Source organism: Microbulbifer sp. S227A (assembly GCF_049800935.1).
Map to the genome: position 1 here is coordinate 76,480 of NZ_JBNAFZ010000005.1, position 13,217 is coordinate 89,696.

Below are 13,217 nucleotides of genomic sequence, written 5' to 3' on the forward strand. Positions count from 1 at the left end.
TCAGGATGCCCCCCTCAGCCGCGGGTCAAGCACCGCGTTCAGAATATCGGCCAGTGTCGTCAGCAGCACATAGAGCAGCGACAGGATCAGGATGATCGCCTGCACCACCGGCAGGTCGCTGCGCAGCAGGGATTCCCATGCCAGCCGCCCCAGCCCGTTCAGGGCAAAGACGCTCTCGATCACGATCGAGCCGGACAGCAGCTGGCCCAGCTGCACCGCCGCGAGCGACACCAGCGGCAGCACCGCGTTGCGCACCGCGTGGCGCGAGATCACCAGATGCGTCGGCAAGCCCTTGGCGCGGGCGGCGCGGATATAGTCGGTCGCCAGCACGTCGATCATGCCCGAGCGGGTGATCCGCATCAGTTCCGGGATCGCGTAGTAACTCAGCACGATGACCGGCAGGATATAGCCCTGCCAGGTATCCGCGCCCGAGATCGGCACCCAGCCATACCAGACACCGAACACCACGATCGCCATCAGGCCCAGCCAAAAACTCGGGATCGCCTGCCCCGACACGGCAATGACCAGCGCGATCCGGTCGATCCAGCCATTGGGCCGCAGCGCCGCCGCGATGCCCAGAGGAACCGCGATCACCAGCGCCACGATGAACGAGATGAACCCGAGCCGCAGGGTCACGCCGACCCGGTTGCCGATGATCTCGGTCACGGGCACGTTGAAATAGATGCTCTGCCCCAGATCGCCGGTCAGCGCGCTGCCGATCCAGTCGAGATATTGCACGATGATCGGACGGTCAAAGCCATAGGCGACGCGGATTGCCTCGGCATCCTCGGCCCGGCCACCCGAACCGGCAATGGCGATGGCCGGATCACCCGACAGGAACATCAGGGCAAAGCTGAGCGCCGAAACCGTCAGGCATACACAAAAGGCAACAAGCAAGCGTCTGGAGATGAATGTGAGCATGATATCTTTCCGTTGATCTGGTGCCGGGCGGCAGGGAGAACTCCGCCCGGCACCGGTCCGCCTGGGAGGTCAGCCTATTTCCAGCTGGCCATCCACCAACGGGCGAACTCGTCCGGATGCGGCGTAAAGTTCAGGTCGTTGGAGAGGCCGTAATTCACGTTGAAATTGTACATCGGCATCCAATAGGCCTCGTCGGCGATCTTTTTGACGGCCATGGCATAGTTCTCGGCCCGCACCGCGCGATCAGAGGCGGTATCGGCCTCGGTCAGCCAGCCCGCGAGCTCGGCATCCTGCACCAGGTCATCCGCCCCGCCGCCAAAGAAGTTCGACAGGATGAATGCCGTGTCGCCGATGCCATAGCTGCCCCAGTTCGAAAAGAACGCCGGAAGCTCCTTGGCGCGCCATTTGCCGATGCCCGAGGAATATTGCTGTTCGTTGAGCACCAGCGTGACGCCCACATTGGCAAGATCGGCGGCCACCGCTTCGGCGGTCGGGCGCGGCATGGCGGCAAAGACCATTTCCATCTCGAACCCGTCCGCATACCCGGCCTCGGCAAGCAGCGCCTTGGCCTTTTCGGGGTCGTACTCATAGCGTGCCACGTCCTGCTCGCAACCGAACTGTGCCGGGTTGCAGGGGGTGTTCAGAACCTCGGAGGCGCCACCGGCAAAGGCGTCGACAATCGCGCCGCGGTTGGTGGCATGGATCAGCGCCTGGCGCACTTTCCTGTCGGCAATCGGGCTGTCACCCTCCAGCGCCTCGGGGGCAAAGCCGACATAGCCGATGCGCATGATCGGGGCGCTGATGATCTGAACCCGGCCTTCCAGGCGCGCGGCCTGATCCGGCGGAATGCGCCAGATCCAGTCGAGATCGCCCGACATCAGCTCGGCAAATTGCGTGTTCATCTCGGGGATGGTGCGCACGGTGATCTTGTCGATGGTCGCGCCGCCCTTGGGGCTGCCCGCATAGTGATCTTCAAAGCGTTCGAGCTCATAGCGGATACCCGCCTCTTGCGAGACCAGCCGGTAGGGTCCGGTGCCGATCGGGGTTTCCGCCATGCCCGCCGATCCGTTGGCGGCAAAGAATTCATGCGGATAGATCGGCAGCGCATCCGCCAGCATCTCGACCGCGCCGGCAAAGGGTTTGGACATGTTGATGCGGACCTTGTAATCGTCCAGCTTCTCGACGCTGTCGATCCAGTCGACCGAGATCGAATAGCGCGTGCCGTATTCCTCGGTGATCACGGTGTTCAGGGTCTCGACCACGTCATCGGCGGTGAAATCGGCGCCGTTGTGGAATTTGACGCCCTGGCGCAGGGTGAATTCCATGGTCAGCGGGCCGGTGAACTCCCAGCTTTCGGCCAGCGCGGGCACGATCTCGCCGGTGTCGAGATTCTTGTAGAGCAAACCGTCATAGATGTGGCGCGCCAGGATCAGACCCTGACGGCCGGCGATCTTGTAGGTGTCAAGCGGCTCGGGTTCGGCGGCAAAGGCCACGTTCAGCGTGTTTGAGGCCTTGTCCGCCAGCGCGGGCGTGGCCAGGCTCAGCGCGGTGCTGGCGGCCAGCGCCGCGATACCGCCAAGGATGAATTTGGAAGAGGTATGTGTCATGTGTCTCTCTGTTGCTTGGGTTGAGTGATTGGGGTGTACGCGCCGGTTTTCCGGTTCTATGCGGGTTGTTTTTTGCGCCGGGTGATCTCGGCCAGCGTTTCGCCCGCCCGCAGCCGTTCAAGGACGATCAGCTCGTCCTGCTGCATCTGGCGGGCGCGGTCGATATGGGCCTGTGCCTGCGCCGGGTTCAGCACGACAACGCCGCTCTCATCGGCGAGCACCATGTCTCCGGGATGCACGGCGACACCGCCGCAATGGATGGTGACATTGACATCGCCACCGATGCCGCGCGGCTTGGTGGTGATCGGCGAGCGGCCCCGGCACCAGACCGGGAAACCGGCCTGGGTGATTGCCGAGCGGTCGGTGACAAAACCGTCGATGACCACGCCGGCAACGCCGCGCGCCTGTGCGGCGCAGGTGGTCACCGCACCCCAGCAGGCATGGCGCATGTCGCCGCAGCGGTCGACGACGATCACCTGCCCCGGTTCGGCAATCGACAGCGCATCAACCAGCGCCGCGCCATCATCGCCCTGCATCCGGATGGTCAGGGCGGGGCCAAAGACCCGGCGATCCGGCAACAGCGCCTGAAGCGCGGGCGACATGAACCCGGTTTCCAGGAAATGGCCCAGCGTTGCGGTTTCGATGTCGGAAAGATCGTTTGGAGTGTTCATGCCCTGTCCTGACGCTGCGTGAATTGCAAAAAGAAGACGCCGGGACGGGGCTTGGGTCAAATAGGCGGGAGTTATGGCAACCATAACCCCCGGCCCGGAGCGGGATCAGATCGCCGCGGTGACGATGAATTCGACCTTGTAGTCGGGGGTGGCCAGCTTGGCCTCGCCACAGGCACGCGCCGCCGGGTTGGCGGGGTCGATCCAGGCGTCGTAAACCGCGTTCATCTCTTGGAAGTCGCTCATGTCGTCCAGCCAGATAATCACTTGCAACAGCTTGGATTTGTCGCTGCCGGCCTCTTGCAGCAGCCGGTCGACCGCATCAAGGCAGTCCTGGGTCTGGGTGGCGACATCGGCACCGGGGGTGCCGACCTGACCGGCCAGGTAAACGGTGTTGTTGTGGATGACGACCTGGCTCATGCGGGGGCCGGGATGCAGACGGGTAATGCTCATGGGTTTTGCTCTCCGATTAAAAGTTCAGCAAGCTTAGCGAAGGCCGGGCGGTCCGCACAGATGGAATGTATAGTTCAAGCTTATATCAGGCATAGTTTTTTGCTATGGTGGGTGTGATCATTTGTTGGGCACCCCAACACGCCACGCAACCCGAAGCCAAGGATCGCCAATGGACTCACCCCAGCAATCGGACCTGAACTGGAACCTGTTACGCATGTTCTACATGATTGCCAAGGAACAAAGCATCACCAAGGCGGCGAAACGGCTGGGCCTGAGCCAGCCCTCGGTGAGCAACGCGCTGCAAAAGCTCGAAGCCCAGCTGGATTGCCAGTTGGTTTTCCGCGACAGCCGCCATTTCGAGCTGACCACGCGGGGCGACAAGATTTTCCAGGAATGCCGCGACATCTTTCACAGCGCCGAGCGCATCTCGTTGCTGGTGCGCGATGCCGAAGAGGAAGAGCGCGGCCAGGTGCGCTACAAGATCATCTCGAACCTCGTGTCCCCGTTTCTGGACGAATTGCTGCGCCTCTATCACCAGCGCCACCCCTCGGTGCTGTTCCAGAGCGAGGTTCAGAACAGCCAGACCATCGTGCGTGCGATCCAGCAGGGCAAGGTGCCGCTGGGGTTCTGCCTTTTGGCCAAGCCGCTGGTGAACCTGCCGTCTATCCGGCTGTTCCGCGAGGAATTCTGTGTGTTTTGCGGTGCCGAACATCCGTTGTTCGGGCAGGAAACCGTGGAATTGCGCGACCTTCAGCGCGAACCGTTCATCTCATTTGCCTGCGCCACCGAGGGCATGGGGCTGGAACCCATGTCGGTGCTGCGCGAAGGCACCCGGCTGGGCAACCGGATCAACGGTCTGAGCACCAATATCGAAGAGGTCCGGCGGATGATCGTCGCCGGGCTGGGCATCGGCATCCTGCCGGTGCTGACCGCCAAGGACGACATCCGGCGCGGCGATCTCTGGCCGCTCAAGATCACGGACGAGACCATCGGCGCGGATGTCTACCTGGTGCATGCCCCGCTGGAGGCCTTGACCCCCTCGGAGCATCGTTTTGTTGCCATGGCGCAAGAGCTTCTGGCGCTTTATCCCGATATGATGTGATGCGCGGCCAGGTCGGCGGCGGCCAGGTCCTGAAGCGCCATGCCCGCCGATTTGAACACCGTGCGCGCCGTGGCATCGGTGCGTCCGGGATGATCGCCCCGGCACAGCTCGGTCAGATCGGCCAGCACATGGTCGGGGGCGATGACACCGGCCTCGAGCGGCTGGCTCAGGTCCCCGGCCAGCGTGGCCCCTGCCCTCAGATCGACAAACAGATCGGCCTGCGCAATCGCGGTATCGTCGCTTTCGCGCATGTCGCCCTTGAAGGCCCCGATCAGGTCCAGGTGGCTGCCCGGTTTGAGCCAGTCGCCCCGGATGATCGGTCGGGTCGAGGCGGTGACCGTGCTGATCACGTCGGCGGCGCGACAGGCGGTTTCCAGGTCCTCGGCCAGTGTCGCGGGCAATCCGCGCGCGGCAAGATCGGCGGCGATGGCCGCCGCCTTGTCGCGGCTGCGACCCCAGACCTCGACGCTGTCATAGGTACGCACGGCGCTATGTGCCTCGGCCACGGAAACCGCGAGCTGGCCGGTTCCGACCACCAGCAGCCGCCTTGCATCGGCGCGGGCCAGGTGGCTTGCCGCCAGTGCCGAAGCCGCCGCGGTGCGCCGGGCAGTCAGCGTGTCGCCATCCAGCGCCGCCTTCATCTGCCCGGTCTCGCCGTCAAACAGCAGATAGCCCGCGTTGATCGTCGGCCTGCCCTTGCCCGCGTTGGCCGGCAGAAAGGTCACGACCTTGACGCCGATGCTTTGCCCCGGAACCCAGGCTGGCATGATGAGCAGCGACGCGTCGCTGCCATCGGGTTGCCGGATGTTCAGCACCTGGCGATCCGGCGCCTCGACGCCGCCGGACACGTACCAGTCGCGCAGCTGCGCGATCAGCGCCGGCCAGTCCAGTGCCTGTTCGATCGCCGCGTGGCCGATCATCGCGCTCATCGGTCGGCCCGTTCCACCACCGCGTGCAACAGGATGTTCAGCGGCGCGAGGAAATCCCCGGGGTCGCAGTTTTCCTCGTTATTGTGGGTGATGCCGTTCTGGCAGGGTGCAAAGATCATCGCCGTCGGGCAATAGGTGGCGAGGAAATAGGCGTCATGCCCGGCCTGGCTCTGGATGTCGCGCCAGTTGAATTCCATGCGGATGGCCTGGTTGCGGATGCTGTCGATCATCTCGTGATCGAAAATGTCGCCGCCCCATTCCCATTCATCCTCGATCTTCGCTTCACAGCCACAGCGGGCGGCGGATTCAAACAGCGCGCGGCGCATCTTTTCGGCCATTGCACGGGTGGTGATCGGGTCGGGGTGGCGCACGTCGCAAACCGCCTCGGCCGTGTCCGAGAGAATGCCCGGCTTGTTCGGCCACGCCGTCAGCCGCGCCGCCGTCGCCTTGCCGTCATGCACCGCAAAATCCCAGCCGATGTCATCCACCGCCGTCAGCCAGCGTGCGCCCGCCGCCAGCGCGTTCTTGCGCAGGTCCATCGGGGTCGGCCCGGTATGCGAGGTCTGGCCGGCGAACGACGCGCGCATGCCGCGCACCGGATAGCCGCCGGTGACAATGCCGACCTGGCGCTTTTCGGCGTCCAGGATCGGGCCCTGTTCGATATGCAGTTCGAAATAGGCGTCGATCTCGCCCGCCTTGCATTCGCGCGCGCCCTTGTAGCCGATACGCTCGAGCTCGTCGCCGAAACGCGTGCCGTCATCGCCGATCAGGTCATGCACCCAGTCGATGTCGTACTTGCCCACGAAACAGCCCGAGGCAACCATCGGCGGCGAAAACCGAGCGCCTTCCTCGTTGGTCCAGTCAACGACGACGATGGGCCGCTTGGTCACATGGCCGATATCGTTCAGGGTGCGGATCACTTCGAGCCCCGAAAGAACCCCGGCGATGCCGTCAAACCGTCCGCCGTTGATCTGGGTGTCCAGGTGGCTGCCGATCAGGATCGGCGGCAGGTCGTTGTCGGTGCCGTCGCGACGGCCAAAGATGTTGCCCGCCTGGTCGACCTCGACGGTCAGCCCCGCCTCTTCGCACCAGCTGCGGAACAGGTCGCGCATGGTGCGGTCTGCGTCGCTCAGGGTCAGGCGCGACAGCCCGCCCGGACGGCCGACGCCGATATCGCCGGAGGCCTCGATGGTGGACCAGAAACGATCCAGGTTGACGCGGGTATCAGGTGTCATGGACATGGGAACCTTCTTTCTTTCGCAAGGCGGTATCAGAACAGGATCGCCGGAAGATCGGTGATCAGGGCGGGGAACAGGACAAGCAGCAGCAGCACCCCGACCATCACGCCAAGGAACGGCACGAGGTATTTGAACGATGCGCTGAGCGGGATTTGCCCGACACGGCAGGCGGCCATCAGGTCGATGCCCAGGGGCGGCGTATTGGCCCCGATGGCCAGGTTGATGGTCAGCAGGATGCCGAAATAGACTGGGTCGATGCCGTAATGGGCAAGGATCGGCAGGAAGACCGGCGCAAGGATCAGGATGATCGCGATGCTTTCCATGAAGGTGCCGAGCACCAGCAGGATCGCCATCATCATCAACAGCGCGACGGTGCCGCTCTCGGTGGCCTGGGTGATGCCGGCAACGGCCATCTGCGGCACCTGTTCGGCGGCGAGGATCCAGCCAAAGACCGAGGCCGAGGCGATCACCAGCAGGATCACGCCGGTCATCTCGGTGGTTTCCCGCAGCAGCCGCAAGAGTGTGCCGAACGACAGGGCGCGATAGACAAAGATGCCGATAAACAGCGCATAGGCCACGCCGATCCCGGCGGCTTCGGTCGGGGTAAAGATGCCGAGCCGGATGCCGCCGACGATGATGATCGGGGCCAGCATGGCAAGGATCGAGCCCTTGGCCGCGCGCCCGAGTTCACCCCAGGAGAACGGCTCGCCCCCCTGCCAGCCATTGCGCCGCGAAATCCACCACGCCACCAGCATCAGCCCCAGGCCGAGCAGGATGCCGGGCAGGATCGCGGCGACGAACAGCTGGCCGATCGAGCTGTTGGTGGCGGTGCCATAGACGATCAGAACGATCGAGGGCGGGATCACGGTACCAAGCGAACCGGCACAGCCAAGCGCCGAGGCGCTGAAGCCGGGCGCATAGCCCTGGTCCTTCATCGCGGGCAGCATCATGGTGCCGATGGCAACCACGTCGGCCACCCCCGAACCCGAGAGCGAGCCGAACATCATGCAGGCGATGATCATCACCATCGCAAGACCGCCGGTGCGCCGCCCGATCAATGCCGAGCACAGGGCGATGATCCGCGGCGCGAGACCGCCATGCACCATCAGGAGCCCGGCCAGCAGGAACAGCGGAATGGCCAGCAGGGTAAAGCTGTTGATCCCGGCGACCGCGCGTTGGGCGACCACCATCATCGGCGCGGCATCGGCGATCAGCAGGTAGAACATCGACGACAGGCCAAGCGCCACCGCGATGGGCGCATCCAGCAGCACCAGCACGACAAAGGCCACGAGAAGCAGGGCAAGGGCAAGGCTCATGAGCGGCCGCCTTTCAGGATCAGGCCCAGCAGCGAGAGACCGCAGCAGATGGGCAGGCAGAGATAAAACAGGCCGACGGGCAGCGACAGAGCGGTGGTCTGGTGCGACCATGTGATGCCGGTGATCTGGGCACCGGTGACGATGAACACGGCCAGAAAGACAAAGCTCGCCAGCCAGGCCAGCCAGGCCAGCGCCCGGCGCACCATCGGCGGAAAGCGGATCAGGTCGAGCAGCCCGGCGCGAAAATGGCTGCCGCGCACAAAGCCGGAAATGGTGCCGACGAAGGTCAGCCAGACCAGCGCCAGCCGGGGCAGTTCCTCGGCCCAGCGGGGGGTCGAGGAAAACAGGTAGCGCGAGATCACCACGTAGACGACCATCGCGGCAAAGGCGGCCACCAGCGCGGCCCCCGTCCAGCGCGCGGTGCGGTCGATAAGCGTTGCCGCCTGCCGGGTTCCGTCGGAAAGTGTCATGGTTTCGTTATCCCCTGGGGACCGCGGCACAACATGCATTCGTCGCAATAGGCGGCGACGACGACCCATTCGTCCGAGATCACTTCGACCGTGTGGTCGAGCCCCGGCGGCAGGCGCATGGCGGTGCCTTCGGTCATGTGGTATTCCTTGCCCCCTGCCCGCAGGACGGCCTCGCCCCTGAGCGTCAGGGTCACTTCGTCACGCGGATGGCAATGGGCAACGGATTTCGCGCCTTTCTTGCCGGTGGTCACCGAGAGCTTGATAAAGCCCTCGCCCCGTGCCGCCGGCGAGAACAGCACCTGCTGGCTAAAGTCGTAGAGCTGCACCGGTTCAACCGATGGAAGCTCCACTTGTTCCGGCCGCAGCGTCATTTGCGGTAGGTGTCCAGAATGGTCAGCAGCTCTTCGCCATACACGTCTTTCTGGCTTTCCCAGATCGGCGCGACGGCTTCGATAAAGGCGGTCTTGTCCACCTCGTTGAACTCCATGCCCTTGGCTTCCAGCTGGGCAATCAGCTCGGCACTGGCCTTGGCGACCATGTCACGCTGTTTCTCGCCCCAGGCGGTTGCCGCCGCCAGGACAACGGCCTGGTCTTCGGGCGAAATCTTGTCCCAGACCGATTTCGACATGGTCAGCGTCGCCGCGCCCCAGATGTGCTCGGACAGCGACACGTATTTCTGAACCTCGTAGAACGACGCGCTGTCGATGATCGTCAGCGGGTTTTCCTGCGCGTCAAACAGCCCCTGTTGCAGCGCCGAATAAAGCTCGCCAAAGGACAGCGGCGCGGGCTCGGCCCCCAGGGTTTCGAACGTGGCAAGGCGCACCTTGTCCGGGGTCACACGGATTTTCAGGCCGGCCAGGTCGGCGGGCTTTTCAACCGGGCGCACGTTGTTGGTGATGTTGCGAAAGCCGGTTTCCCACCAGCCGATGACCTTGATGCCCTTGGGCTCCATCATCCCGGCCAGCGCGGCGCCAAGTTCCCCGTCCAGCGCGGCAAAGGCCTGCTCGCGGCTGGCCCAGGCATAGGGCATCTCGATGATCCCCATGCGCGGCTCGACGCCCTGGAACGATCCGGCACCGATCAGCCCGGCCTGGACCGACCCGAATTGCAGCCCTTCGATGACTTCCTTTTCGCTGCCCAGCTGGCCCGAGGGGAAGACTTCGATCTGCACGCGCCCGTCGGTGGCGGTGTTGACCTCGTCGGCGAAACCGCTGGCCGCGATGTGCCAGCTGTGGCTCTCGGGCAGAACGTGGCCCAGGCGGATCGACACGTCGGCCGCCAGCGCGGCCACCGGTGCGACGGCGCTCAGGCAGGCCGCCAGCAGGCCGCCGCGGATCAGGTTGGTGTGGTGTTGCATTGGGTGTTCTCCTGTTGGACTTCGATTGCCGCATAGGAGATACCGGTTGCGAATTTCGCGCAAATAGGGCCGGGCTATGATTGGAATTGCTTTTGCCAATACCCGCCGCGCAGCGGGGTGTTGCGGTCACGCCAGATCATTCACGCCAGATCAATCATGCCGGGCCAATCATGCGGGGCCAATCATGCGGGGCCCGTCACGACGGTGATCAGGTTGCCCATGCTGTCGCGTTCCACGCGCGCGCAAATCCGGTAAACCTGCGCGAGGATGTCGGGGGTCAGAACCGCGTCGGGCTGGCCCTGGCTGTGGATGCGCCCGTCCTGCAACAACACGATCCGGTCGGCCCAGCGGGCGGCCTGGCTCAGGTCATGCAGAACCGCGACCACGATCCGCCCCTCGCGGGCCAGGACCCGCAATTCGGACAGGATGCGGAACTGCATCGCAAGGTCCAGCGCCGCGGTCGGTTCGTCAAGCAGCAGCAGCCCGGGATCCCGCACCAGAGACTGCGCGAGCCCCACGGTCTGGCGCTGTCCTCCCGACAGGCTGGAGAGGGGGCGTTCGGCCAGATAACCAATTGAAAAACGGTCCAAAAGCGCCTCGATCCGGGCCATTTTCTCGGCTGTCCCCAGGCCCGAGCGCCCGCCCGCATGCAGCGCCACCAGCAGCCCTTCGAGCACGGTCAGGTCGGTGTGGCTCGGCAGGTTCTGTGGCATGTATCCCACCCGGTCCGACCGCTGTAGCGGGCCAAGCCGCGCGAGATCGTCGCCATCCAGAACCGCGTGGCCGCGATAGGGCAAGGATTGCGAAATCGCCCGGAGCAAGGTCGATTTCCCCGCCCCGTTCGGCCCCGCGAGGGCGATGAATTCACCGCGCTGAAACGGCGCGGCAGTGACCCCGCGCAGGATCGTCTTGTCCCGTCGCGACAGCACGATATCGCGCAATTCAAGTGTCATTGGCCAAGGCTCCCGCGGCGCAGGATCAACAGGAAGAACACCGGCAATCCGACCAGCGACGTGACGATCCCGATGGGCAGCAGGATGCCCGGCACCAGCATCTTGGACGCGATCGAGGCAAAGGACATCATCACCGCGCCGGTCAGCACCGAGGCGGGCAGCAGGAAGCGGTGATCCTCGCCCACGGCGAATCTGGCGATATGCGGCGCGGCGAGGCCGACAAAGCCGATCACCCCGGCAATCGACACCGCCGCCGCCGCCAGGAGGCTGACCCGGATCAGCGCCCATTTGCGCAGCCGGGCCACATCCACCCCGAACCCCTGTGCCTGTTCCGCCCCGAACCGCAGCGCGGTCAGCTTCCACGACGCCCGCACCGAGAAGGGCAGCACAAGGGCGAGCGTCAGCGCCACCAGCAGGATGCCCGGCCAGCGCGCGCCCGACAGGCTGCCCATGGTCCAGAATACCAGCTGCTGCAACGCGTCCGCCGAGGCGACGAACTGGACCAGCGCCAAGAGCGACCCGGCGGTGAAATTCAGCGCGATCCCGAACAGGATCACCACGGTCGGCCCGCCCGCCCGCGACCCGGCGGCTCCCTGGAGGATGGCCAGCGACAGCAGCGCAAAGACAAAGGCATTTGCCGTCACCGCCCAGGCGGCGGGCAGGCCCGGGAGGCTCCAGCCGAGGATGATGGCGATGCCCGCCCCCAAGGCGGCGGCCGAGGACACCCCCAGCGTGAACGGCTCGGCCAGCGGGTTTTCCAGAACCGTCTGCATCTCGGTCCCCGCAAGCGACAGCGCCGCCCCCACCAGCAGGGCCAGCACCGCAACCGGCAGTCGCACGCTCCACACGATGACCTCGGCCCCGCGTGATGGCTCGCCGGTGCCGCTCAGCACCCGCAGCACCTCGGCCAGCGGCAGGCCCGAGGGACCGACGACAATATCCGCCAGCACGCCGCACAGCGCCAGGACTCCCAGCCCCAGCACCAGCGCCCCGCGTCGCAGGTTGCGGTGCCGATGGGCGGCGAAATAGATGCGGGCCGGCGCGCTCACGGGGCGTCGATCCACCAGGTGCCGGCCACCGAAACCGGGGCAAACCGCTCCTGCATCTCGCGCAGGGTCGCGGCGGGGTCGAGATCGGCGAACAGCGTCGGGTGAAAGCGGCGGGCCAGATGTTCGATCAGGGCGATATGCATCGGCGAATCGTTGAACAGGTGCCAGAAGCCCATGGCGTTGCCCGTCTCGGTGGCGCGCAGATCGCGCAGCCCCGGTGCCGCAAGCAGCGCGGCGAAACTGTCCCGGGCCTCGGCCCGGTCGATCCCGGCCCCCAGCACCAGCCCGTCGCGTGCCCGCAGATGCGCGCCGCCCGAAGCCAGAAAGAAATCCGGGTCCATCGCGATCAGGTTCTCAAGCCCCACATTGCCCATGATCCCCGGCACCGCATCGGCCCCCAGGTTGTGGCCCCCGGCGGCGGTGACAAAATCGTGGAACACGCCGCCACCCACCGTGGCACAGCATTGATCCGGCGTGGCGTGAACCTGTACGAACACGTCCGGTCGCGGCGGATCGGCCTGTTCCAGCCTGTCGCGGATCGTCGCCAGATGGGTCTCGTAGTAATCGACAAGCGCCTCTGCCTTGTCGCCACCGCCGATCACCCGGGACAGGATCGAGATGCTTTTGGTTGTGTTTTCAAGGGGGTGGCTGAAGAAGTCGACAAAAATCACGGGGATGCCCGCGGCCTCAAGCTGCAATAGCGCCTGTTCGCTCCTGGGGTCGCGCGCGTCGATCAGCGACAGAACCACCAGGTCCGGGGCAAGGGCAATCGTGCTTTCGACCGAGAGGCGGCGATTGCCCGCTCCGACCGGCGCAATGTCATCGATGGCCGGGAATTTCGCGCGCAGCGCCGCCATGCGCGCCGGGTCCAGCGCCTTGTCCTGCCGCCAGCCGACAATGCGGCTCACCGGGTTGTCGTCGATCATGCCAAGCACGACAACGTGCCGCGCGTCGCCCAACACGATCCGGGTGGCCGGTGCCGCAAGTGTGACCTCGCGCCCGGTGATGTCGGTCACCGGGATGTCGGCCCCCGCCGCAACCGGCGCGATCAACAGCGCGGCGCACAGGATCGCGGACCGCAGAACAGGGTGAACAGTTAAACAGCCTAACATTGCAGCCCCTTGATATTGCGAGAAGAGTCTGACGGCGCTATG

14 protein-coding genes are annotated in these 13,217 nt (G+C 65.0%); 1 reads left to right on the plus strand and 13 read right to left on the minus strand.

The features are described from left to right. The 4 genes from ACP15R_RS13520 to ACP15R_RS13535 form a co-directional block, all read right to left on the minus strand. Entirely contained in the window at window positions 1–921 is a 921-nt protein-coding gene (locus ACP15R_RS13520) for an ABC transporter permease (protein ID WP_424986950.1), read from the minus strand. A 74-nt stretch (window positions 922–995) separates the two neighbouring features. Further along, the gene (locus ACP15R_RS13525; protein ID WP_424986951.1) at window positions 996–2,528 is read right to left on the minus strand and encodes an ABC transporter substrate-binding protein; all 1,533 of its coding nucleotides are present in this window, start codon (window positions 2,526–2,528) and stop codon (window positions 996–998) included. Between the two features lie 56 nt (window positions 2,529–2,584). Continuing rightward, a complete protein-coding gene (locus tag ACP15R_RS13530) occupies window positions 2,585–3,199 on the minus strand; it encodes an RraA family protein (protein ID WP_424986952.1) in 615 nt (204 codons plus the stop codon). Window positions 3,200–3,304: 105 nt separating this feature from the next. Beyond that, complete coding sequence (locus ACP15R_RS13535) at window positions 3,305–3,649, minus strand: RidA family protein (protein WP_424986953.1); 345 nt, start codon at window positions 3,647–3,649, stop codon at window positions 3,305–3,307. Between the two features lie 169 nt (window positions 3,650–3,818). Here ACP15R_RS13535 and ACP15R_RS13540 point away from each other — a divergent pair, with 169 nt between their 5' ends. Next, on the plus strand, window positions 3,819–4,751 hold the full coding sequence (locus ACP15R_RS13540) for a LysR family transcriptional regulator (RefSeq protein ID WP_424986954.1): 933 nt from the start codon (window positions 3,819–3,821) through the stop codon (window positions 4,749–4,751). Here ACP15R_RS13540 and ACP15R_RS13545 read toward each other — a convergent pair. The 9 genes from ACP15R_RS13545 to ACP15R_RS13585 all read right to left on the minus strand — a co-directional run bounded on the left by ACP15R_RS13545 (window position 4,733) and on the right by ACP15R_RS13585 (window position 13,175). Next, window positions 4,733–5,680 carry an ornithine cyclodeaminase family protein gene (locus ACP15R_RS13545; protein ID WP_424986955.1) on the minus strand — a complete coding sequence of 316 codons (948 nt, stop codon included), beginning with the start codon at window positions 5,678–5,680 and terminating at the stop codon, window positions 4,733–4,735. The two genes, ACP15R_RS13540 and ACP15R_RS13545, sit on opposite strands and share 19 nt — an antisense overlap. After that, window positions 5,677–6,921, minus strand: coding sequence for a Zn-dependent hydrolase (locus tag ACP15R_RS13550; RefSeq protein ID WP_424986956.1), 1,245 nt, complete (start codon window positions 6,919–6,921; stop codon window positions 5,677–5,679). The genes ACP15R_RS13545 and ACP15R_RS13550 overlap by 4 nt, the downstream gene beginning before the upstream one ends. Window positions 6,922–6,950: 29 nt before the next feature. Beyond that, window positions 6,951–8,234, minus strand: coding sequence for a TRAP transporter large permease (locus ACP15R_RS13555; protein ID WP_424986957.1), 1,284 nt, complete (start codon window positions 8,232–8,234; stop codon window positions 6,951–6,953). Further along, the gene (locus ACP15R_RS13560; RefSeq protein WP_424986958.1) at window positions 8,231–8,704 is read right to left on the minus strand and encodes a TRAP transporter small permease; all 474 of its coding nucleotides are present in this window, start codon (window positions 8,702–8,704) and stop codon (window positions 8,231–8,233) included. Before ACP15R_RS13560 ends, ACP15R_RS13555 begins: the two co-directional genes overlap by 4 nt. Further along, on the minus strand, window positions 8,701–9,075 hold the full coding sequence (locus ACP15R_RS13565; protein ID WP_424986959.1) for a cupin domain-containing protein: 375 nt from the start codon (window positions 9,073–9,075) through the stop codon (window positions 8,701–8,703). Before ACP15R_RS13565 ends, ACP15R_RS13560 begins: the two co-directional genes overlap by 4 nt. Beyond that, window positions 9,072–10,061 (minus strand): DctP family TRAP transporter solute-binding subunit, encoded by a 990-nt coding sequence (locus ACP15R_RS13570; protein WP_424986960.1) that lies wholly within the window; start codon window positions 10,059–10,061, stop codon window positions 9,072–9,074. Before ACP15R_RS13570 ends, ACP15R_RS13565 begins: the two co-directional genes overlap by 4 nt. 182 nt (window positions 10,062–10,243) lie before the next feature. After that, window positions 10,244–11,014, minus strand: a complete 771-nt coding sequence (locus ACP15R_RS13575) for an ABC transporter ATP-binding protein (protein WP_424986961.1) — start codon at window positions 11,012–11,014, stop codon at window positions 10,244–10,246. After that, window positions 11,011–12,063, minus strand: coding sequence for a FecCD family ABC transporter permease (locus tag ACP15R_RS13580; protein WP_424986962.1), 1,053 nt, complete (start codon window positions 12,061–12,063; stop codon window positions 11,011–11,013). Before ACP15R_RS13580 ends, ACP15R_RS13575 begins: the two co-directional genes overlap by 4 nt. Next, window positions 12,060–13,175 carry an ABC transporter substrate-binding protein gene (locus ACP15R_RS13585; protein ID WP_424986963.1) on the minus strand — a complete coding sequence of 372 codons (1,116 nt, stop codon included), beginning with the start codon at window positions 13,173–13,175 and terminating at the stop codon, window positions 12,060–12,062. Before ACP15R_RS13585 ends, ACP15R_RS13580 begins: the two co-directional genes overlap by 4 nt. Window positions 13,176–13,217: the final 42 nt, after the last annotated feature.